We start from the raw sequence: 24,669 nt of genomic DNA on the forward strand, positions 1-24,669 counted from the left end.
ACCGCTGTTTGCGCAGCATTCCGTAGGAAATGCTTACTTAATGTCTCCTAATCTTCTGCTTCGATAGTAGTTGAAAGATTTTCAAACCATCCTCTTCACCAAAAGAAGTAAATCAAACTAATAGCAGTAGAAAACATTATTACTAAGCAAAGAGGATAACCATAATACCAATCTAATTCTGGCATATTCCAAGGAGAATCTGCTGGGTCAAAATTCATCCCATAAATTCCGGCGATAAAAGTTAAAGGAATAAAAATTGATGAAATAACAGTTAGTAGCTTCATTACTTCATTCATTTTATTATTGACAGAGGACAAATAAATATCCATTAAATCAGAAGCTAAATCTCTGTAAGTTTCTACTATATCTCTGAGTTGAATTGTATGTTCATAACAGTCTCTAAAATAAACCAATACATCAGGATTGATTAAATTACTACCATCTCGAATCAGAATATTCATTGCTTCTCTTGATGACCAAATAGCTCGACGTAGTGTTAATAATTCTCGCCTCAGTTTATAGATTTTTTGCATGGTATGACGGTCTGGTTTAAATACTACTTCATCTTCTAATATCTCTATCCATTCTCCATATTCTTCTAATACAGGAAAAAATCCATCAATAATTGTATCTACTAGAGAGTAAGCTAAATAATCTACTTTTTGTTTCCGAATAATTCCTTGATTATTTTTGATTCTTTCTCGTACAGGTTCGAGACAATCATATTTAGGATTTTCTTGGACTGTGATTAAATGTTTTTCTCCTAAAATAATACTGACTTGCTCTTTGTCAAATGGTTCTGAATCTGATTTTATTCTGACAATCCAGGTAATAATTATGAGTTGATTTTTCTCATGTATAACTTTAGGTCTTTGTGGTACATTAACAATATCTCCAACACTCAGAGGATGTATTTGAAATACTTTTGCCATCTGTTGCCAAGATGTTTGATTGCCCAAACCAAGTACATTAATCCAAGAAACTGATTCTGATTTTAGGTAGGAAATACAAACTTCTGGGTTTACTATTTTTATTCTGGTAGCTACATTTTCTGTATAATCTATTAGAGCAATTTCTGGTGGTGGAGCATCAGGTTCTAAATCAAGAGTTCCAGGTAAATCTTCTGGATCGTCATAATAATAGTCAACATAAGATTCTTCTTCCTCTGAAGGTAATTCATGAGCATTAGGTTGTACATTGATTGAATGTGTCATAATTTGAAAATTATTTGAAAATTATAAGTACTACTTCTAACAATTTTAAGTTTGATAAATAAAGTGATATAAGGTGATTTTCTTTGAACTTTACTTTTTTGATAAAAGCGGTTGAAATATATTTTTAAATTGACCTTATCTCTGGGCTAGTTTGTGCAGTATGACACATGGAAAGTCAGAAATAGGAAGTCACAATTCAGAAGTGTTTTCCCGCAATAATTTTAGGTTAATACTCTCTATTTCTAGACTGAGAAATAGGATAACGCGACCCCCGCTATAAATCTCATTTTAGCGGTTGAAAATTAGTGGTGAGTAACAACCTCCCACTAATTTTAACTTCTGATTTTCGGTCCGAATGCTGCACAAAAACACTTGTGATTTCTGACTTCTTGAATCCTTCTTATGTTTAATTTTGACAATGGGAAAACTTAAAAAATTTATATAGCGTTTCTCAAATTAGTGAGATACAGTTATCTTTTTATCTTTTTATTTCCTGTTCCCTATTCCCCCTTCCCTTTTCCCTATCCCCTCAAACCTAAAATTTTGTACCTCACCAGTATGGGAATTGCTATATTTATCTCAATAATAATTATGAAAACAAAAAATATTCTATTTTTAAGTAATGGTCATGGAGAAGATACACATAATTGTCAAATTATTAAAGCTTTTACAAAAATTTGCTCAGATACAACTATATCAGCTATGCCTATTGTTGGTGCTGGTAATAACTATAAAAATTTAGGAATACCAATTATTGGACCCACAGCAAATATGCCATCAGGGGGTTTTTTTTATTTGAACCCTTTATTATTATTTAAAGACTTGGGACAGGGATTAATTAGTTTAACTTGGCGACAGTTACAAATAGTTCGGCAATTTGCGAAAAACTGTGATTTAGTTATGGCTACTGGAGATATTGTAGTCGCAGCGATCGCTTATTGGACAAAGTTACCTTATGTGGTATTTCTTTCGGCTGATTCTAGTTATTATGAAGGTCGAATTAATTTGGGTTTAATATTGCCAAAATTACTGAATAATTCTAGATGTTTAAAAGTTTTTGTTAGAGATGCTTTGACTGCAACAGATTTAAACCGACAAGGAATTAAAAAGGCAGAATTTGTCGGTACGCCTGTGATGGATAATTTAATTTCTACAGGAAAAGATTTACAGCTTAAACCAGGATTATTTACTATTGGTATTTTACCTGGTTCTCGTTTACCGGAGGCTGGCATAAATTTATCTTTACTACTTAAATTGGTCAGAGAAATTGTCAAAGTTATGGGAGAAAATGTTTGTCAGTTTCGAGTAGCTGCTGTTCCTATTTTAATGTCTGAATTAGAAGCTTTTGTACCGCATTCCGCAGGAATCACTAATTTTGAAAATTGGCAATATAAAGCAGGCAAATTTACATTTTTAACTGAGGAATGTGGGATAGAAGTAATTTGTTATGAGGATGCTTTTGCCGATATTTTACAACAATCAAATTTGGTAATTGGGATGGCGGGAACTGCAATTGAACAAGCAGTAGGATTAGGAAAACCTGTGATTACTATTCCCGGTCAAGGTCCTTCATTTACTTATCGATTTGCGGAAGCTCAAACCAGACTTTTAGGTTGTTCAGTAAAGGTTATTGGTAAACAGCCAGCTAATAGTTTTACTCTGCAAGAAGCAGCTCAAAAAGTCAAAGAAACTTTGGCAGATAAGGAGTATTTAGAAGCTTGTATTCGTAATGGTATTCAAAGGATGGGCAGACCTGGTGGTAGTGAAAAAATAGCTGATTATTTGATGCAATATTTAACTAGGGAATAGGAAGCAAAAAATCCCCTTGAAGAAGGAAGAAGGAAGAAGAAAAAAGGAAGAAGGAAGAAGAAAAAAAGGAAAAAATGGATGGGGACTCAAACCCTAAGCAATTGTAAACACTGTGTAGACAGCGAGGTATTATACCAATTTGAAAAAAGAATATTACGAATAATAAGTGCGATAGAACTCCCTTCCGCTGACGCGACCGAAAGATTTTGCAAGAAATGTCCCTTTGACAAAAAAAGAGAATTTATGACCTAAAAAATCGTATTGAAGCCATTCATTCTGACTCGCTGACTCCCGACTCCTAAGAAATACCCTAACTATTTGTGGCGTTGCACAGTGACGAATGATTCTAGATTTTGGATGCCTGAATTTGGAATTGGGGAATTACTAAAATGATTAGTTAATGGTTTTTTTAGTCAAAGTTCGAGCCAATTTTTTGCAGCATCATTCCATAATGTGCAACCCCCTATTTGTAGCAAACATTTATCACGCTTGGTATTAAACCCAAAATAAAAAGATAATTAAAATTAGGATATTTCGGGAAAATTTTATAGTAAAATAGAATTATTTGATTTTACTCTGAATTACTTTGACTGAATTTTTACTAAGTAGGTAGACGCAAATAAATGTCACTATGTAACAAAATGTTTATGCCGTCGAAACCCTTGAGATTGCTTCCTTCCACTCCGTTCCAGTCGCAATGACATAGTTGTAAATTTCCTCACCTACCTACTTACTTAGGGTTTGCGTATGGAAAGTCTTTTTGTTGGGGTCGGAGACAGGAGAGAGGAGTTAGGGGAATGAAGGAGGAGGTAGGAGCGGGCGTTTTGTCTCTCAATTTTTCTGCCATAATCATCCCAAAATACTAGCTTTATGCAGCTCTTGCCACCCAAAAGCTGGTACTTTTTTCAACTCTAAAAAGCTAAAACCAATATCAGTCAATACTTTTAGAATTAATCAGCAAGCCCTACTTAGTAAAAAGGATACAAATAGTCACACAATAGACATCTCTAATAATAAAATATCAAATCAATTATTGCACAGAAATTATCAATCCTTTCCTCCTACTCCTTACTCCCTACTCCCTCTTTTCTGGAGATGTCTAATAATAACAGATTAAAGTTGAATTTCCATTTCAATTGAGACTACCGACTATTTTGTTCGAGCAGGCAATTTTTCAATTCAGTTAATCCTCTAATTCATCATCGTCATCTATGAATTTTATACCATCATTTCTCTTCATATAGATTGGTTATATAACTTCCATTCATAGAAAAACTGAATCGTCAAACGTATAATTTTTTCTAGCTTTGTACTATGAGCAGGTATAATATCATCTAAAAGACCATGACCCTCATCACTATCGAAAATTGTAGGAATTAAAATTTCCTGAGATTCATACATATTTATGTGTTGTTTTGAAATTGCTTCTATCGTTGTTTCGCAATCACCACTACTAATAATATTGGCAATAATCTCTTCTGTATTGCGCTCGAAAACAACCCCCCAAAAGCCATCATTACAATCAGCATCACCTTCATTAAAAACCATTCTTAGGGGCAACAATAATCCATCCATTCCTACAATATCAAAATCAAACCAGTAGTATCTTCCTGTATCATAGTCTGGATTGTCTTCTTCTATTTCGGCACCAGAAAAATGGTGGTCGGGGATATTAGGACAGTCAAGGTACATCCCTGTACTGCAACAACCTAAAATATTAACTATACGAATAGGTATAAACATTTCATATTCATTAAATATCCCCTTTTCATTGAAAGCAACCTTCAACAACTTTGGCATTTCTTCCCTAAAGTTGCCTTTGATAGGAGATAGATTGTTTATACATTTAGGCCACATAATTATTCTTGATATTTAAGAGTAATCTTTACCTAATTATATATCTTATTTGAAATTTTAGTCAACTCAAAAATCAAGTTAGGTTTATACTTTAAATTGATAGTTAAAAGGCAAACTATACTCTATTTTTAAGCTATTCAATACAAGCGATCGCTCGAAAATCAGCTAATAATTTTACTCTGGAAGAAGCAGCTCAAAAAGTAAAAGAAACTTTGGCAGATAAGGAGTATTTAGAAGCTTGTATTCGCAATGGTATTCAAAGGATGGGTAGACCGGGTGGTAGTGAGAAAATAGCTGATTATTTAATTCAATATTTGAGCAGGGGATAGCAGGACTACCCATATACAGGACTACCCTTTTTGATTTTAACCTGCGGAATATAGCTTACAGCGGTTTTCATTTGGGTAGACCACAGTAGGGGCGAATGGCCATTCGCTCCTACAGGGTTTTGGTTGTGGCGATGTGGTTTATCAATCTGAAAAGCGCTGTAAAATAGCCTGTGATTTATTTTTCAGACGTAAAAGGCATCTTGATGCAGAACCAATCTCTAGAAAACTCCCAATTCCCTTCCCCTCTCTCGCGGGGACAGCAAGCCTTATGGTTCATCTACCAGAAGGATCTAGAAAGCGTAGCTTACAACATATTTATAACCACTCGTCTGGCTGGAGAGTTAAACCTAGAGGCTTGGCGAAAGGCTTGGCAAAAGCTGGTCAGACGACATTCGATCCTGCGAACTACCTATAGGACTCAGGATGGCAAACCCATTGCAGTAGTTAGTCAAGACTGTAGTGTCAAGATTGAGGTAACAGATGCTTCTGGGTGGGGGTCCGACGAATTAAAGGCCAAAATTATGGCAGCAGTAGAGAGTCCCTTCAATTTAGAAACGGGTCCGATAATGCGCTTGGATCTGTTTGCCCGATCGTCCCAAGACTTTGTCCAATTAATAACCATGCACCACATTGCCGGGGATGGGTGGTCATTTGACTTGCTGCTCAAAGAACTCCGGATATTATACGCGGCTTCCGTCGAGAACCTCCCAGAAGCAAAAATAGCTAACTTGCTGGCAGATTCTCCCTGGCAATACGCGGACTATGTGTCCTGGCAGTCCGAGATGCTCTTGTCTGCACGAGGAGAACAACTCTTTCGCTACTGGCAGAAAAAACTAGCCGACTGCTTGCCGATTTTGAATATACCAACAGACAAAGCGCGACCAAGGGATTTGAGCGGTCAGAATGAATTTCATATTGTCGAACTCAACCAACGACTCCGAGAGAAACTGCTACAACTCGCTGCTGATATCGGATTCAGTCTTTACCGGACTATGCTGGCTGCCTTCTTTGTCCTGCTACATCGCTTATCGGGTCAAGAAGACATCCTGCTAGGAAGCGCAATGGCGGCAAGGTGGAGCGCTGAGGAGCTTAAAAGCATTGTCGGTTACTTTAACAACGAGGTCGTGTTGCGGGCAACTCTTACGGATAACCCCACCTTCGTAGAATTTATCGCCCGCATCCATCACACGGTAACGGAGGCACAGACTCATCAAGATTATCCCTTCGACTTATTAGTAAAACGACTCAACCCTCGTCGAGATGCTAACCGACACCCTCTAATTCAAGTCGATTTCACTTGGCGCAAGCATCGCTGGTACAAACCTGAGAGACCCGAACTCACAGCAGGTGAGAAAGCACTGTCTATCGAGCCATACTTAGCCGTACACCAACAGGGTTCGGTATTTGATCTGAGTTTGGCAATTGAGGAACTTGACCAATCTCTCCATTTCATCTGGGAATATAGTGCCGACCTGTTTGATGCCAACACTATTCGCCGCTGGGCGAGACATTTAGAATGCTTGCTAGAGTCGATTGTCGCCAATCCAGAACAGAGGGTTGCGTTTTTACCCATGCTGACGGCAGAAGAACGACATCAATTGTTGGTTTCCTGGAACAATACTCAGACAGATTATCCCCAAGATAAGTGCATTCATCAGTTGTTTGCAGAGCAGGTAAAACGGAGGACAGACAATATCGCGGTAGTCTTTGGGAACGAACAAATTACCTATCGGGATCTGAACGCTAAGGCAAATCAATTGGCCTATTATTTGCAATCTCTGGGAGTAGGTCCAGATGTAATAGTGGGGATTTGCATAGAGCGCTCGGTGGAAATGCTGGTGGGATTGTTGGGCATTCTCAAAGCGGGTGGGGCGTATTTACCCTTAGACCCGAGCTATCCGCGCGATCGCCTGGCTTATTTGCTAGAAGATTCGGGAGTGACTTTGCTGTTAGCTTCCGAAAAGTCAGTGGCTCGACTCCCAGAAAGCAAGGGACAGGTTGTTTTCTTGGATAAAGATTGGCCGGTCATTTCTCAGAATAGCGCGGAAAATCTTGCCCTTCGTACCAAACCAGCTTCTTTAGCTTACGTCATCTACACTTCAGGTTCTACCGGAAAGCCAAAAGGGGTGGAAATCGAGCATAAAAGTTTGGTAAATGCCTATCGTTCCTGGGAGCAAGCCTACCAGCTACGTCCCCAGAGCAGCCATCTGCAAATGGCGAGTTTCTCCTTTGATGTCTTTACGGGAGATTGGGTTCGCGCCCTTTGCTCGGGAGCCAAATTAGTTCTATGTCCGAGGGACTTTTTGTTAGAGCCAGAAAAGCTGTATCAATTGATGCTCCAAGAGCAAGTCAATTACGCAGAATTTGTGCCAGCGGTAATGAGAAACTTAATCGAGTATTTGGAGAACACCGAGCAAAACCTAGATTTCATGAAGGTAATGGCGATCGGTTCGGATAGCTGGTCCGTGCAAGAATACCAACGATTTCGCCAATTCTGCGGTTCGGGAACTCGGTTAGTGAATTCTTATGGAGTCAGCGAAGCAACTATTGACAGTTGCTATTTTGAAAATGCTAATATCCAGCGACCCCTTGAGTCTCTAGTTCCTATCGGTAAACCCTTCGCCAACACTCTTCTCTATATTCTCGACGATCGTCTCCAACCAGTTCCCATTGGCGTACCAGGAGAACTGCATATCGGTGGCATCGGTTTAGCCAGAGACTATCTCAACCGTCCGGAGTTAAGTGCAAAAAAGTTTATTGCTAATCCTTTTAGCCAAGAAGAGGGAGCGCGTCTGTACAAAACTGGAGATAAGGCACGCTATCTCCCGGACGGCAACATCGAACTTCTCAGTCGCATCGACAACCAGGTAAAAATTCGCGGCTTTCGGATCGAACCAGGAGAAATCGAGGCGCTACTGGCGAAACGCCTAGAAGTGCAGCAAGCTGTAGTTATAGTTCTCGGAGACCAACCGAGTAACAAGCGCCTGGTGGCTTATGTAGTTCCCAATCAATCTTTTTCTCCATCTTCCCAGAAAAATTGTAGCGACTTTGTCAATAACCCCTTGTATGGGAAGCAAATGCAGAAACTAACACCTAAACTGCGCGCTTTTCTCCAGGAAAAGCTGCCGGACTATATGATGCCTTCGGCTTTTGTGATGCTAGACTCCCTACCCCTAACTCCCAACGGCAAAATTGACCGGCGGGCACTCCCTGCACCGAAGGGGACTAGCAGCGGTAGCGATGCCACTTTGATTGCACCCCGCGATACCCTAGAATTGCAACTGACACAAATCTGGTCTGATGTTTTGGAAGTTTCTCCCATAGGCATCCGAGATAATTTCTTTGACATCGGCGGTCATTCTTTGTTAGCGATCGGCTTAATTGCTAGGGTGCAACAACAGTTAGGCAAAAATCTCTCTTTGGCAGCACTTTTGCAAAGTCCGACTATTGAGCAGCTCGCTATTTCTCTGCGTTCGGGTAAAGATTATGAGTCAACTTCGCCTCTAGTTAAGATGCAGTCCGATGGAGATTTACCGCCTCTATTCTTAATCCCTCCCAGCAGCGGCACTGTCTTATTTTATCTAGATTTAGCCCGCAATTTGGGGAGCGAACAACCGATTTATGGTTTGCAAGCGCCTGGTCTCAATGGAGAGCGATCGCCTTTTACTACTCTTAAAGAACTCGCCACTCACCACCTACAAGCAATTAAAACCATTCAACCTCACGGTCCTTATTACTTGGTTGGTTTTTGCGTGGGTGGTCACTTAGCCTTAGAAATGGCACAACAGTTACACCAACAAGGGGATACCCTGGCATTGCTAGCACTAATAGAATCTTCTGCTCCAGAACACCACAGACTTTTGATTGATAGCACGCCAGGAAGGATGCTAGGTCCTGATATTTTTTATTCCAGATTATTTGCTGAAGAAATGAGCGCTCCTCGCGGGAAAGAAGTACCCGTATCCTGCGAGCAACTACAACAACTGATGCCAGAGGAGCGATTGGGGTATGTCCTCGAACAAGCTAAGATATTCGATCTCTTGCCGGAGGAAGTTAGAGTTGAGGATTTGGAAAATTTGTTTGAAGTTTTTCAAGCCACGGCTATTGCGTCTTATAACTATGAAGCGCGACCTTATTCAGGTAATATTGTGCTGTTGAATGCCAGCCAGCAGCTAATAGATGTAGGGGGCGATCGGACTTTAGGTTGGCGGGATTTTGTTGCGGGAGAAATTGAAATCCACGAGATTCCCGGAGAACATTTCTCAATTATCCGGGAACCTCAAGTGCGGGTTTTAGCAGAAAAGTTGATGCTTTGTCGCGATCGCGCTCTGGCGAATTAATATTGGACCGATGGGCGATAGTCGAGTTGCGTTGTAATAATAAACGCTTTTATTATTGAGATAATAAGTTATTTTTAATTTTGATAAAAGCAAAAACCTTGCAAGTCAAGGATTTTAGCGATACCTTTTAAAGGTATCGCTTATTTATACAAGTTGGTCACATAATTATTCCTCATATCTAATATCATGTCCGGTTGAATACTTACACTTTGGAGAAGGTAAGGCAGGAGGCAGGAGGCAGGAGGCAGAAGGGTTTCCCGCAATTTCAACCTAATTCTATACACAAACGATGCTACCGGACATGATATAAGGGTAATCTTTAACCAATTATATATCTTGATTTTTTTAGTCAATTCAGGAGTTTATACTTTAAATTGGCAGTTAAAAGCCAAACTATACTCTATTTTTAAGCTCTTAAATAGGGCTTGCTGATTAAATATAAAAGCATTTACATATAAAGATTTTAGCCTTTTTGGGAACGAAAAAAGTGCGCCTGTTTCAGTCTAAAAGGCTCAAAAAGTTAGTATTTTAGGCGCATAGTTGGGCAGAACAATCTTGGGACAAAACTTAGCTCCTACCTCCTCGCTCCCGACCCTTTTCTCCTGTCTTCCCCTCCTGGGAGGGGGAGGGGCGAGGGGTGGGTTGTCTCCTGTCTCCTACCCCCTACTAAAAGACTTTTTCAGCAAACCCTAAATACAGGCGTTAGATCGAAAATCAGCTAATAATTTTACTCTGCAAGTAGTAGTTCAAAAAATCAAAAAAAACTTGAAACGCAAGATTCTTTCTTCTTCCCTCTTCCCTCTTCCCTCTTCCCTCTTCCCTCTTCCCTCTTCCCTCTTCCCTCTTCCTTCTTCCTTCTTCCTTCTTTTAGAAACGACAAATTGATTCTGGTTGGAGGGGGCAAATTCTGGCAACTGGGTTATTTCGCAAATTCAGTACATCTAATTTAATTAAAGTTGAGAGGGAATTAATATCTGTTATTTTGTTGCGACTTAAATCTAGTAAATTAAGGTTAGTCAAAGTGGATAAAGAATCAATTTTTTGAATTTGATTGAAAACCAGGATCAGAATTTTCAGATTCCTTAAACTAGAAAGATTGGAAACTTCAGCAATGTAATTATCACTCAGGTTAAGATAAGTTAGATTAGTGAGGTTAGAAAGAGAAGAAATGTCACTAATTTGATTGCGATATAAATACAAATTAGTAAGGTTAGTTAAGTTAGATAAGGGCGCAATTTTTCTGAGCTGATTATCGTTAAGATATAGGTGAGTTAAATTGGTTAAATTAGCTAGAGGTTTAATATTTGTAACGCGATTAACTCCGAGATTTAGTTCAGTTAATGTTGTTAAATTGGATAGAGAAGATACATTTTCAATTTGATTAAAAATTAGGCTAAGATTAGTTAATTTAGTTAAATCAGATAGAGGAGATATATTTTTTATTCTATTATCGTTGAGTTCTAGATAAGTTAAATTAGTTAATTCAGACAAGTCATAAATATCTTCAATTTTATTACTATCGAGAAATAAATGAGTTAACTTAGGAAGGTTAGATAGAGGGGATAATTCTTGAATTTGATTAGCATTTAGGGATAGTTTTGTGAGATTTTTAAGGCTGGATACAGGAGCAAGATTTACAATATAATTATTATTGAGGGAGAGAGCAGAAAGACTAGAAAGTTTTTTGTCTGCTTCAATACAGTTATTCGTTCTGGCTTTTTGCAATAGAATTTTAACTGTATATTGAGAAGTGGGAGAAATATTTGTTTGATTTAAACACCATTCTCTAAAGGTAGAAAAATTTTCTGGCGAGGTAGAATTAGCCTTTAAATAAGGTTGCATCAGCAGTATCCCTACCCAAATATAAATTCCCAAAAAGATTACTTTGAGTCTTTTCATTGCAGCTTCTACTCCAAAATTTTGTTGATGTTAAAGTAATTATAATCAATGCTATAGCAGGGAATAGGGAATAGGGGAAAAAACATTTTCCTGTCTGAGGTTTATGATTAGTCTATGTCCTAATGGGACTTAAACATTTTATGGAAGAGTCAGTCTAGATAAGGGAATTACGTCAATACCCTCAAAATGCCTAGAACCCCAAATAAACACAAGTACCCATCTTAGTAAGCGTCGGATGAAAATTATGATGTTTAGTTCTTGCTTGAGAAAGTTTTGTTGTCTCAAAGAAATTTTTGGTATGATTTGTAAAATTAATTTTAGCTGAATACTCAGTAATATTTGATTGGCTATTGCTGAGTTGAGGATGATATTTGACTTCGTATTTTTGGAGTCAGTAATTAAAGGATTTTGCTGTTGATTTGTCTCTGAGTTGAGTTGAGATACAATAGTTTTTAAGTCTTCTATTTGGGCTTGGGCAAATTATTGATCGAGATTTATCGACTTTTCTAAAATTTTTAATTGATTTCTAGTATTGAGGTAGAAAATTTTACAAATTCTTTGTAGCCAAAATACATCAAAGCTCAGAACTAATGTCACTAAAATAAAAAATATACTTTTTTTGAAGTCATTCAATTGTTCTTCAGTAGAAAATCTAGGGTCTTTTTCCCTTATTCCTTCACTCATCTTTGAACTAATTGTCTTTTGCCATTCTTGAGCTAATTCTTTTTGAGTTTTGTTGTGATGTAAAAAATCAGCTTGTGTAAGAGTTATAATTATTTTTTGTGGCGCTCCAAACTGCTTAATTAGAACAGGCTAAGGATACAAAAAATTAACCCTAAAAAATCCTTTTTCGTGCCTTCGCGCGTAAAAATATCTTACCTGTTGCCTGTTGCCAGATGAGCTGTTGCCTACTCCTGCAAAAAATCTATATCTTTTTCACCAGATGTCTATTAGATTAATTATTTAGGTTTAATTTAGGGACTCAGAATTCCTGAGATTTGTCTGATTGGAAAATTGTACTAGACTGCTTAACAAAAATAAATTAAAAAGTAAACTTTGTTACAGAATTAAACATAGTGAAATTGAGATACTATGGCAGCAATTTTCCTAGTAATCATCAATGAATAACTTCGCTTCTTTAGTATTGCCAGCCATCTTAGGACTAATAACTGGAGTTGGTCACGGAATCATTTCCCATAACGCAGACCTTCCAGTATCTTTGACCAAGCAAGTTGTCTTGTCCCTACAAATTGGTCAATTCCCAGAACCATAAAGATAAATTTTTATTAAAAGTATCTGTTAATACAGAAATATCTGAGATACTGAGAAAGTAAGTAATTGAGGAGACTTAGCTCTATGAACTCTCAAAACTCTCAGAATTTAGATAATATATCTGGTTTAGATCGAGTTGTGGTAACATTCTTGGTAGCTTTTTCTATGTTCATTGTTAGTTATAGTGCAACCCGTGTTTATCTAACTCAATCCTCTGAACAAAGCCCTCAAGTTGAATCTAATGTTATCCCCCATCCAGCTTCTTTGTGGAGCGAGCTAGGTCGATAATTTATTCTATCGAAGCGGAGATAATATTTGATTTTCAAAACTCATAAACAAGTTATTTTTCTGAAAAGACTTTTATATAAGCTGTAACTTCTCACTATCAAAATGTTACAGCTTATGATAATTTTAAATTTTCTTTAATTAACCAGAAAAGTTAAAGAATTTGAAAATCCCCATTTTTAACTAGGGGATAAAAAATTTCACGGTTGTTTTAAGCGCGAGTAAATATTAGTCTTTAATTTATCATTAATCAATCATCAATTAAAAGTTGATATTTTTAACATTGGCTTTAAAATCCCAACTATATTTTTAAAGTTAGTGATACACCTTGGTGGCAGGTTTGAATTCTACACCATAACGCCTGTTAACGCAGTTTCAACCCAGGAGGCTAACTGATATAGCAGTCGAAGCAAAGGGCGCGGACAGATCAAAAGCTTAAAACTCAGACAATACAAGATTTTTCCTTCTTCCTTCTTTCCTCTACTATAACTGTTTCAATTTACTCGTCCATACCTTGCCACAACCTCACCTCCACCATTCTCATGACTTGTCAACCAAGCCCACATTTGGTCGCCTAGAGAAAAATGCCACCATTCCTGTTGATGTTGCTGAAATCCCACCGATAACATTACTTCTGCCAATAACTTTCGATGTTGATGATACTCCCGATCTTCCTCATTTTTACTATCAAAAAAATGATTGGGATAAGAACGGGGTGATAACTCATCAATAGGAGAACCCATATCAACAGTTTTGCCATTAGCATCCACTAAAGTTACATCCACAGCAGCACCCGTACTATGAGGTGGTGGGGTAGCTGGGTCTAGACTAGGAGCTGCCCAAAACTGATAAACTAACTCTAAAATTTTTTGACGTTTTACTTCTGTCAACTCCGGACTATCTAATGTTAAACCTTCAGCTTTTACTGTTTCTACAAAAGTGTAATCTACCATAAATTGTTGTACAGCAATGGGGCGATAAGCATCAAATATTTGGATGTGCCAACTGGGATATTTTTGTTGTAGTTTTGTTTGAGCTGCTATCAAACTATCTAATACTTTTTGACGTAAAAAATAAGGTGAATTTGCTCGAGATAAATGATAAGGTGCGCCTAATTTTTGATAGGGATGAGGTGATTCAATGGCAAATTTTTCTAAGGGAATTGGGATGAGTGGTTCGTGACATTCTTGGATTTTAATTTTCTGGTATTGTTTCATCATAAATTGGCACCCAGCTATCAGTAGTCAGCTTATTTATTTCCCTAATTCTATCAATTAAAAGGTGGGAGCGATTGATTATAGCTAGATTTAAAGCAAGATTTTACCGAAAAATTCAGGTATAAAGCCTCTCCATTCATGGAGAAAAAAGCGGTCGTTTTGCTGGCGCATAACTACGTTAACGCCGCGCGACATCTTTGCGGAGCATGACCTAGGAAAAAGCGCAGCTTCCCGAAGGGTGGGATGGCAAGTTATCCTCGCCATATCCATGAGACCAAGAGAAGAAAAAAAATCCTTTGATTCAATCCTCTTATTTATAAGAAGAGGTAATTCTAAATTCTTAATTCTTAATTCTTGAAATTTAGTAGCTTGGGTTGAAAATTTTTAGAGCGGTTATTCGCAGGATAAAAACAACACGATATTTGATTTTTTTTTGGGGTTGCACTACCGTTGAACCCAAGCTACAGTATGATAACTTCCAATTACCTAATCCCAAATTTATGTCACATCTAAAATAAATCCCAGCAATACATTTTCCCCAGATTAACTATTAGGATTTTCCCATATTTATACTTCCCGATTTTGTCAATAAATCTCCACTTTTCGATTTTTACTATCAATTCAAACCTAGCACCATTTAATTGACATCTTGCTTAAAATATGCTAATTTATAACTCAAAAAATAGCTGAGAAAATACAACAGGAGAAAAATTATGTTATCACCGTAACCACAGATGATGATCTATTTGTGGAAGTTGGAGCGCCCATTCCTGGAGTTGACCTGCGAATTGTAGATGACCAAAACCAGGTAGTTGCAGAGGGAGAAATTGGTGCATTACAGGTTAAGGGGTTAACGGTAACATCTGGTTATTACCAAAATCAGGAGGCGAACCAACAAGCTTTCACTGAGGATGGATGGTTCAACACGGGAGACTTGGGGTTTCTTAAGGATGGGCGTTTAACTATTACCGGGCGACAGAAAGATGTAATTATTATTTGTGGTAACAACTATTATAGCCACGATATTGAAGCTGCCGTGGAAGAAGTGAAAGGAGTTGAAGTTACTTATACTGCTGCCTGTGGAGTCAGAAAACCTGGAGACAATACTGATAGATTAGCAATCTTTTTCAGTGCAACTGAAACTAAGGATAATTCCTTAAAGGCACTGATACAGAAAATTCAGAACAACGTTGTCGAAAAGATTGGGGTGAATCCAGATTTCCTAATTCCGGTTCCCAAAGAGACCATTCCGAAAACAGCGATCGGCAAAATTCAGCGTCAGGAACTCAGAAAAAGGTTTGAAGCAGGTGAATTTAATGCCATATTGAAAGACTGAAGTCATATCAAATCCGGTAGCATCAGTGTAATTAGATAAAGAGGGTGGGGAATGTGGGCAGATAGTGAATCTGGGGGCAAATTTCTACCTTTTTCCCCTATTCTATTGCTTGATCTCCTGACTCCTTTGCTATAGGAAAAAATGGGTTGGTTAAGAAATAGACTGGTAATAAACCTTAGACAGGGAAATTTTTCCCACTTTTGCCTGTTGCCTGTTGCCTGCTATATAGCAATGAGCGCTGGTATATTTACAAATTGCAGGAGTGGCCAAATAGCTAAAAATCTTATATTATCGGCAATTTATTCCCCCAGATGAGCTGTTGTCTGTTGCCTGTTGCCTGCGCACAGCGCTATAAAAACCCCTACAGCGAGCCAAGATCCCAAATGGGTTCTATAAAAAAATAAGAACCTCACCAGATATTTGGCGAGGTTCTTAAATAAATTTAGCTATAAGTAACCTACAGTAACTAGATATTAGTCAAGGTTAGTCATAGATAGTACTGGCTCTGTTTCACGGTCGAGACCTTTCTCAAAACCACCTTCAGCAGCACGAGCGCGTCCCGCGTGCCATAAGTGACCAATTAAGAAGAAAAAGCCAAGAATGAAGTGAGCTGCAGCTAACCAAGCACGAGGGTTAACATAGTTGAACCCGTTAATATCAGTGATAATTCCACCTACGGAGTTGATGGAACCGTTAGGAGCATGAGTCATGTACTCAGCAGCACGACGTACTTGCCAAGGCTGAATATCGTTCTTTAACTTATTTAAGTCGAGACCGTTAGGACCACGAAGAGGCTCTAACCAAGGACCACGGAAGTCCCAAAAACGCATTGTTTCACCACCGAAGATGATTTCACCAGTAGGAGAACGCATTAGGTACTTACCAAGACCAGTTGGACCTTGAGCAGAACCAATGTTAGCACCTAACTTTTGGTCACGGACTAAGAATACAAAAGACTGAGCTTGAGAAGCTTCAGCGTTAGTTGGGCCGTAGAATTCGCTAGGATAAGCTGTGTTGTTAAACCATACGAAACACGCAGCAATCAAACCCATTAAGGATAGAGCGCCTAAACTGTAGGAAAGATAAGCCTCTCCAGACCAAATGAAAGCACGACGTGCCCAACCAAAAGGCTTAGTTAGAATGTGCCAAACACCACCGAAGATACAAATCAGACCAATCCAGATATGACCGCCGATGATATCTTCCATGTTGTTAACACCGATGATCCAACCTTCACCACCAAAAGGTGCTTTGAGCAGATAACCGAAAATCACAGCAGGATCGAGAGTAGGATTCGTAATTACCCTGACATCTCCACCACCTGGTGCCCAAGAATCATAGACACCACCGAAGAACATGGCCTTAAATACCAACAACAGGGCACCACAACCTAATAGGATTAAGTGGTAACCGATGATGTTAGTCATCTGGTTCTTATCTTTCCAGTCATATCCAAAGAAAGAAGAATATTCTTCAAGAGTTTCTGGACCACGAACGGCATGATAAATACCGCCTAAACCAAGAACAGCAGATGAAATTAGGTGTAAAACACCTACTACAAAGTATGGAAATATGTCAGTTACTTCACCACCAGGACCTATACCCCAGCCTAGAGTAGCAACGTGAGGCATTAGGATTAAGCCTTGTTCATACATTGGCTTTTCTGGGACAAAGTGAGCAACTTCAAATAAAGTCATTGCTCCTGCCCAGAATACGATTAGACCTGCGTGAGCAACGTGAGCGCCTAGTAGTTTACCGGATAGATTGATCAGACGGGCGTTTCCAGACCACCAAGCAAAACCGGTGGACTCGATATCGCGACCTCCCATCATGGAAGAATTAGAGAGCGTTACCACGTGGTAGAACCTCCTCAGGGAATATAAAGTTTTGATGTGGTTGATCTTGAGGTGCCATCCATGCTCGGATACCCTCGTTCAACAAAATGTTTTTGGTATAAAATGTTTCAAACTCTGGGTCTTCTGCTGCCCGTAACTCTTGGGATACGAAGTCATAAGCTCGTAGGTTTAATCCTAAACCTACTATACCGATGGAACTCATCCACAATCCTGTTACTGGTACAAATAACATGAAGAAGTGAAGCCAACGTTTGTTGGAAAATGNCATTCTCGTATTTGTTTAGCCAGTACTTTCCGGCTACCACTGTAATCGTTGAAGAGATGAACGGCTAATATTGAATTTTGCATTTTATAAGGTTTGGGAGTTGAGAATAGTTAATCCTCAGTAATACGATAACTAATTACCCGGATTCTATATAAGGGGATAATAAATAAAAATTTTCATGATTAGTCAATCCTCTTCTTTTCAAGGAGAGGTAATTATTAATTATTCATTATTAATTATTCATTATTGAACTTTGCTATACAATACCGATGCTAGGGAACATGGGATTATATCATGTCCGGATAATTAGTGATCAAAAAACTTTCTCCTTCTCCTCCTCTTTCTTCTTTTCTCCTGACTCCTGACTCCTGACTCCTGACTCCTGACTCCTGACTCCTGACTCCTGACTCCTGACTCCTTATTCAAGTCCATCCGTTAATTCCCTCTTGACCACTAGATAGCTGAAGCAAAAAACATACTATCTAGTAAACTATCAATGGTAGTAATGTTCCCAACTAACTGAGTATCAGGCATAGATGCTAGACTTATTTGACTAAAGGAGCGATCGCTGTCTCCCTTTGGTTGTAATGTAAACTGCAAATTATCAATTCCAATTTCCGTAGATTCACTGCCAATGGCAATAAACTGGGTATCCTCTGGAATTGAAATACCTTGACGGCTAAAGTTACTAAAATTATTTGGTTGGCCAGGAACCGGAATAGTCCGACTTAAAGTTGCTCCTTGGCCAATATCTTGACGACTTTCATTGAAAAACCTCACATTGTGACTTCTGTTAGGAGAAGCATAATCCAACGAAAAATTACCAAACTCAATTTCACCTATCCGCTCGATAACTTCAGCTAAATCAATGACAATAGCATCTAACTCAAACCCGAATTGTCGGTCTGGTATATCGTAGGCAATAACAGTACTATTGTTAGTAGTACCATCAAATCTTCCTTGACCTCCTTGATTCCTGCTTACTAAAGCTACAGTATTAGGAGAAAATCGTAGGTTCGCAGGACCTTGAGGGGGATTAACTTGAACAGACCTCACAAAATCAAAATTGTTAAATTCACCATCAAAACCCAACACCCTAGTAGTAAAAGGTGGAGGTGGTGAGGATATAATTTCATCATCATCAATAATTTCTAAAGTAGCAGGTTGACCAATAGTCGCTCCACCTGTAGCGTTACTTAAACTTAAATTGACAGTTTCCGTATTTTCGACTGAGTTGTCATTCACAATAGGAATATTAATAGTTTGTTGGGTTTGCTCATCTGCAAAGAAAATAGTTTCAGGAACAGGGTTGCCATAATCAATACCCTGAGTTGCTGTGCCATTGGAAAGGTTAATATTGGCACTAACTACTCCATCATTTCCACCAGTACGAATAACTGTAACTGTAGCAGTGGGTTCATTTTCTGTCACGCTAAAAGTGGGATTGCTAAATTGGAGAATACCTGGGTTGGCAGTGCTATAACCAAAGTCAATATTATTGAGGTTTTCCCCAGAAGACAGGGTGACAGAAAACTCTTGAGTTGTGAGAGTAGCATCAGGTTGAGGAGTAATGGTTCTGACGGTATAAGTATTTGGTAATAAGTTAGATAAAGTGTATAGACCAGACTGGTTTGTAACTGCTGTTTGTTCGTTGGGGTCAGGAATGCCATTTTGATTGGTATCTATAAAAACTGTGACACCTGATAATGCTGTTTCTCCTAGTTCGAGAAAACCATTTTGGTTAGTGTCGTTAAATATAATTCCACTAATACTGCCGGAAGGTGGGGAGTCTACAGTCACATTAACTGTAGCGCTAGAGTTAGGAGTATTATTATTGCCATCTGAAATTTCGTAAGTAAAAGTATCTGTCCCACTGAACTCTGGTAATGGGGTATAGATAATTTGGTTGTTATTGATAGTGGCATTATTTCCTGCGGTGGTGAAATTATCTACAGTAATAATATTGAGAAATTCTCCTGTATCGTTTGCTAAGACATCTATAGTTATGGGAGTATTTGCAGTAGTAGAGGCGGTGTCATTTTCAGCTATGGGAACTACTTGGTTTGGTGTGACTGTAATGGTAACTGTAGCGCTAGAGTTAGGAGTATTATTATTGCCATCTGAAATTTCGTAAGTAAAAGTATCTGTCCCACTGAACTCTGGTAATGGGGTATAGATAATTTGGTTGTTATTGATAGTGGCATTATTTCCTGCGGTGGTGAAATTATCTACAGTAATAATATTGAGAGATTCTCCTGTGTCGTTCGCTAAGACATCTATAGTTATGGGAGTATTTGCTGTAGTAGAGGCGGTGTCATTTTCGGCGATGGGAATTTGTTGGTCTGATACATCGTAGGCAAAGTTAATATTACTAGCACTCTGACCAGCAGGAATAGTTACAGGAAATGGAAACTCTTGCAGAGGTAGGTCGGGAGAACGAACTGCTGTGAGAGTATATTCAATATTTGGTAATAAATTAGAGAAATTGTAAATACCTGATGAGTCAGTAACAGTTGTTTGTTGGATCGGAATATCGTTCTCAATTCCACTGAGAGTTACACTGACATTATTGAGTCCAGTTTCTCCAGGGTCGATAATCTCATTATTATTGAGGTCGTCGAATATTGTGCCACTGATACTACCTGGAGGGAGGGGGTCAACTGCCACAGTTACCGTTGCAGGTTCGGAAATATTTCCTTCGGGGTCAATAATAGTGTAGGTAAATGTATCTTCACCGATCGCTTCTGGTAATGGCGTGTAGGTAATTGTACCATTGTTGTTATTAGCGATCGCTCCATTGCTTGGGTCGGTCGTTGCCAAAATCTCTACCGGACTGTCTTGGGGGTCAGTGTCATTTTCGAGAACATTAATAGTTACAGGGTTACCTTGAGTTGTCGTGGCAGTATCAGAGTTAGCTATTGGACGCTGTTCTCCTGGTGATATAACATTAATAGTAACGGTGGCGATGTCTGTATTATTATTACCGTCACTAATCGTATAGGTAAATGTGTCTTCACCTATGAACCCATCGGGAGGAAAGTATAATAATAAGGAGGGATTTTCATTTTCATCGGTGCTGAGAGTAACTGTACCACCTGCTGTAGAAGTTGCATCAAAATCAATAATATCGATCTGGTCGAGTTCGGGGTCTGTATCGTTATCTAGGACATCTATATTTACCTGGTTATTAACTGTAGTGAAAGCTGTATCATCTATAGCGTCTGGAGCTAAATTTTCAATGTCGCTATCAATAATATTGACAGGGAGTATATTGTTACTGGGAATGTCATCTATAGTAAATGGTACATTCGCGCCATTATAGTTTTCGTCATTACTGCTAATAGTATGGGTAATATTGCTAATATCAGGATCTTCTATTTCATTATCTACTGCTGTAACAGTAACGGTTTGAGGAGTTAAGTCATTAAATGTGAGGTTAATTGTATTGCTTAGTGTTTCATCAACATCACTGAGAACTGTCTGACCATCCGAAATAATTGTCATATCAACTGGAGCAGTAGGAATACTATTAAGAGCAATTTCATAAGTGTCACTCGTAGTTCCTTCCTCTGCGACATCAGTAATGCCACCTGTTTGAGTAATAGAAATTCCGGCAATGTTAGTAGTGTTACCGAAATTAATATTGGTGAAATTTTCCCCAGCAGCAGTAATAGTAATTGGTGTTTCTGGAGCAAGAGTCGGTCTGAAATTTTCTGGTACAACTTCCCGAACGTTATATGTACCAGAGTTTAGGTTACTGAAACTATAATTCCCAGTATCATTTGTAATTTCAGATGGTTCCTCTGGGTCGAATTGTTGGTTTTCATTGAGGTCTAGGTAAATTGTTACACCCGCTAACCCTGGTTCCCCTGCATCAAAAAAACCATCACTGTCAAGGTCGTTGAATTTTATCCCACTGATGCTGCCTACAGGTGTTATTTGAGATGCTTCAACTGCACCAATATCTGCAATAGCACTACCATCTCCATCTCCATCAATAGGTCGTTGAATTCCCCTCTGATCCAGATTAAAAGTATTGCCCAGAGCAGTATCAATAGCAGGACTACCTGGAATTAAGTTATGGGTTTCCGTCGGACCACCATTATTTTGTAGAGCAGTTTCTAGTACCGACTCAATGGGAACATCTATAACATTCTCAATGCCCAAAAAACTTCCTGATACATTATTGCTATTATTCCCCACAATAATACTTTGCTCAATTCGAGTAGCACCACCTGCTATAAACACACCACCTCCGTCAATAGCTGTATTTAAAACAATTGTGTTGCTAACAATATCGCTAATTGATGCTGGAGTATTTATATATATTCCTCCACCTAAACCAATACTTGTATTGCCCGAAATTGTACTATTATTAATTGTCAGTTCGCCATCAGCACCACCTTGACTAGATATAGCACCACCATTACCACTACTGTTATTACCAGATACGGTGCTATTGTTGACTGTGAGTACACCGTCCTTGTTAGAAATACCACCACCATTGAATCCTTGACTATTTCTGATGGTACTATTATTTACCGTGACAATACCACCAATATTTCTGATACCTCCTCCTTCTTCGTCACCAAAAACAAATCCCTCAGCGATCGCTAAATCATTAATAGTAACTGTTGACTCTTGAAGATCAAAAATACGACTGGCATTATTACCGCTAATAGTCAGATTATTTGCTCCTAGACCATTAATAATAATATTGCTAGTAATATCTAGTTCAGCATTTGACAGAGTAATTGTTTGACCGGATAAACTAGACTCGAATTCAATTGTATTTTCACCAGGGAAAGCATTAGCTTCTTCAATTGCTGCTCTCAATGTAACTATATTATCCCCAAGAGCAGTTTCAACTATTCCATTTCCGGGAATAAGGTCTCCTGCATCCCTCGTATCATTAACGATGAAAGAACTGACCTCAATATTTGCAATATTAAAATTTGGAAAATTTGTAGATGCAATATCAACCGTAATAGTAGGAATTGGAGCAACTTGAATAAAACCAGTAGGTGGAATATCTCGAATATTATATGTATCTGGTAATAGACTAATATTATTAAAGGAATAGAAACCAAAAGCATCTGTTACTGCTGTCGGTTCATCGTTGTCGGGAAAATTATTATTATTGATGTCAATATAGACAGTAACCCCTGGCAAACTCGGTTCGCCAATATCTAAGCTACCATCATTATCGAGGTCGTTAAATTTTGTACCGCTAATATTGACCAATAGTTCTGTTTCTATCTGAGATGCTTCAAACGCACCGACATCAACAACTGCTATACCATCTCCATCACCATCAAGAGTCCGGGGAAAACCATTACCACGTTGGTCAAATTGTACCCCAGGCAGAATATTAGCATTATTTCCCCCATCAATGGCAGGGTTATTAATATCCTGAATTAAAGCATGGGTTAACGTCGAACCACCATTATTGACTAAATTTGGATCGAGTACAGAACTCACTGGAACCTGCAATACTTCACTAGGAGCAAAACCGCTACTGCCAAGAAGATCGCCAACCAGGTTAGAATCATTGCTATTAAAAACTCCTACTAAAGTGTCGTTGAAATTCTCTGAAACATCCGACAGAATAATTGTTGATGAAGCATCAAAATTTCCAGCAATAATACTGTTGCTAACATTAACAGTCCCAACATTAGTAATCCTACCACCATTCCCAATGTTGTCGCCATCATTGTCAGCAATATTTTGAGTAATAGTACTGTTAGTAATTGTGGCAGTAGCTCCAACAAAGTTAATCCCATCATAGAAAGTATTACGACCATTATTATAAATACCACCACCACTAGCATTTGCACTGTTGCCAGAAATAGTACTGTTAGTAACTGTAGCTGTACCATCATTATTGATACTTCCACCACTAGCATTTGCACTGTTGCCAGAAATAGTACTGTCAGTCACTGTAACTGTACCATCATTATTGATACTTCCACCAAAACGACTAGCAACATTCTCAGAAATACTGCTATTAGTAACTGTAGCTGTACCATTATTATAAATACCGCCACCATCAAAACCCGAAGTATTTCCAGAAACACTACTGTCATTAACTGTAGCAATACCATCGTTATCAATACCACCACCACTTAGTTCAGCATTTGTAGCTATGTTATTACTGATGGTCGTGTTATTTACTTCTAGGACACCTGTGTTAACTAAAATAGAGTTGCCATAAGTATCAGAAGCGAAAGTATTATTATTAATAATGCCAGCTCCAAAACTAGCAGTGTTATTAGAAATGAGACTATTACCGATCGTTAAAGTCCCACCTCTAGTATATACTCCTCCTCCTGAAATAGCTGTATTACCTGTGACTGTACTATTTGCTAATGTCACATTCCCTTCAATATTTCTGATACCTCCTCCACCTTCGTTACCAACTACTCCATCAGTAATAGTTAGACCGCTAATAGTAACTGTTGGCAATACAGTATTTAATTGCAAGGCATTCAAAATTGGAGCGTCAATTATTGGTGGTGGGGGTGCTTGAATATTGAAAACACGACTGGTATTGTTACCGCTAATAGTCAGATTATTTGCCCCTAACCCATTAATAATAATATCGCTGGTAATATCTAGTTGAGTATTTAGAGTAATTGTTTGACCAAATAGTATATTCGGGTCGAAGTCTATTGTATTCTCACCCGGCAAGAAGTTTGCTTGTTCGATAGCAGACCTGAGCGTAACTACACCCGTTGCTGTTAGGGGAACTCCATCATTTAAGTTGGCATCTCCTTCATCCCCTATGCTGTTAACAATAAAAGCATCAACAGTCTCCTGTTGGAAATTTCCGAAATTGATATTGGAGATATTTTGGTCTGCTACTACTGTAACAATGGGGTCTGGTGTAGTTTGAGTGAAACCTGTTTGTTGTACTTCCCTAACTGTGTAATTTCCTGCTGGGATATTGTTAATGGTGTAAGTGCCGTCTGTATTTGTTATGGCGTTTGG

General features: G+C 38.5%; 13 protein-coding genes and 1 pseudogene. 5 read left to right on the forward strand and 9 right to left on the reverse strand.

Annotated features, from left to right (window positions below; translation table 11 throughout):
* Nucleotides 1–95: 95 nt before the first annotated feature.
* On the reverse strand, nt 96–1,214 hold the full coding sequence (gene corA / locus F6K18_RS08195; protein WP_287520009.1) for a magnesium/cobalt transporter CorA: 1,119 nt from the start codon (nt 1,212–1,214) through the stop codon (nt 96–98).
* A gap of 591 nt (nt 1,215–1,805) precedes the next feature.
* Between corA and F6K18_RS08200 the strand changes: the two genes are divergently transcribed.
* Nucleotides 1,806–3,023, forward strand: coding sequence for a lipid-A-disaccharide synthase-related protein (locus F6K18_RS08200; RefSeq protein WP_287520010.1), 1,218 nt, complete (start codon nt 1,806–1,808; stop codon nt 3,021–3,023).
* Between the two features lie 1,236 nt (nt 3,024–4,259).
* Here F6K18_RS08200 and F6K18_RS08205 read toward each other — a convergent pair.
* Nucleotides 4,260–4,880, reverse strand: a complete 621-nt coding sequence (locus tag F6K18_RS08205) for a hypothetical protein (RefSeq protein ID WP_287520011.1) — start codon at nt 4,878–4,880, stop codon at nt 4,260–4,262.
* A gap of 532 nt (nt 4,881–5,412) precedes the next feature.
* On the opposite strand from F6K18_RS08205, the gene F6K18_RS08210 reads away from it, so the two are divergent.
* Complete coding sequence (locus F6K18_RS08210) at nt 5,413–9,549, forward strand: amino acid adenylation domain-containing protein (protein ID WP_287520012.1); 4,137 nt, start codon at nt 5,413–5,415, stop codon at nt 9,547–9,549.
* A gap of 867 nt (nt 9,550–10,416) precedes the next feature.
* On the opposite strand, the gene F6K18_RS08215 is transcribed toward F6K18_RS08210, so the two are convergent.
* Together F6K18_RS08215 and F6K18_RS08220 are read right to left on the reverse strand one after the other, a co-directional pair.
* The gene (locus tag F6K18_RS08215; RefSeq protein ID WP_287520013.1) at nt 10,417–11,448 is read right to left on the reverse strand and encodes a leucine-rich repeat domain-containing protein; all 1,032 of its coding nucleotides are present in this window, start codon (nt 11,446–11,448) and stop codon (nt 10,417–10,419) included.
* 480 nt (nt 11,449–11,928) lie between these two features.
* Nucleotides 11,929–12,132 carry a hypothetical protein gene (locus F6K18_RS08220; RefSeq protein WP_287520015.1) on the reverse strand — a complete coding sequence of 68 codons (204 nt, stop codon included), beginning with the start codon at nt 12,130–12,132 and terminating at the stop codon, nt 11,929–11,931.
* Nucleotides 12,133–12,568: 436 nt separating this feature from the next.
* Between F6K18_RS08220 and F6K18_RS08225 the strand changes: the two genes are divergently transcribed.
* Both F6K18_RS08225 and F6K18_RS08230 read left to right on the forward strand, forming a co-directional pair.
* Nucleotides 12,569–12,721, forward strand: coding sequence for a hypothetical protein (locus F6K18_RS08225; protein ID WP_287520017.1), 153 nt, complete (start codon nt 12,569–12,571; stop codon nt 12,719–12,721).
* Nucleotides 12,722–12,804: 83 nt separating this feature from the next.
* Nucleotides 12,805–13,008: a hypothetical protein gene (locus tag F6K18_RS08230; protein WP_287240216.1), complete on the forward strand. Its 204-nt coding sequence runs from the start codon at nt 12,805–12,807 to the stop codon at nt 13,006–13,008.
* Nucleotides 13,009–13,499: 491 nt separating this feature from the next.
* Here the strand turns inward: F6K18_RS08230 and F6K18_RS08235 are convergent, their stop codons facing one another.
* A complete protein-coding gene (locus F6K18_RS08235) occupies nt 13,500–14,222 on the reverse strand; it encodes a M15 family metallopeptidase (RefSeq protein ID WP_287520290.1) in 723 nt (240 codons plus the stop codon).
* 718 nt (nt 14,223–14,940) lie between these two features.
* On the opposite strand from F6K18_RS08235, the gene F6K18_RS08240 reads away from it, so the two are divergent.
* A complete protein-coding gene (locus tag F6K18_RS08240) occupies nt 14,941–15,558 on the forward strand; it encodes an AMP-binding protein (RefSeq protein WP_287520292.1) in 618 nt (205 codons plus the stop codon).
* A gap of 473 nt (nt 15,559–16,031) precedes the next feature.
* Here the strand turns inward: F6K18_RS08240 and psbC are convergent, their stop codons facing one another.
* From psbC to F6K18_RS08260, 4 genes and pseudogenes are all read right to left on the reverse strand, one after another.
* Nucleotides 16,032–17,414: a photosystem II reaction center protein CP43 gene (gene psbC, locus F6K18_RS08245; RefSeq protein WP_287520019.1), complete on the reverse strand. Its 1,383-nt coding sequence runs from the start codon at nt 17,412–17,414 to the stop codon at nt 16,032–16,034.
* Nucleotides 17,398–17,682: pseudogene (locus tag F6K18_RS08250) on the reverse strand (photosystem II D2 protein (photosystem q(a) protein)); the annotation flags it as partial. The gene psbC and the pseudogene F6K18_RS08250, both read right to left, overlap by 17 nt.
* 303 nt (nt 17,683–17,985) lie before the next feature.
* Nucleotides 17,986–18,111 carry a hypothetical protein gene (locus tag F6K18_RS08255; protein WP_287520020.1) on the reverse strand — a complete coding sequence of 42 codons (126 nt, stop codon included), beginning with the start codon at nt 18,109–18,111 and terminating at the stop codon, nt 17,986–17,988.
* 21 nt (nt 18,112–18,132) lie between these two features.
* The coding region (locus F6K18_RS08260; protein ID WP_287520022.1) for an Ig-like domain-containing protein at nt 18,133–24,669 on the reverse strand (6,537 nt) is incomplete at its 5' end.

It is taken from the genome of Okeania sp. SIO2C2, from assembly GCF_010692625.1.
In the GTDB taxonomy this organism is placed as follows: domain Bacteria; phylum Cyanobacteriota; class Cyanobacteriia; order Cyanobacteriales; family Microcoleaceae; genus Okeania; species Okeania hirsuta.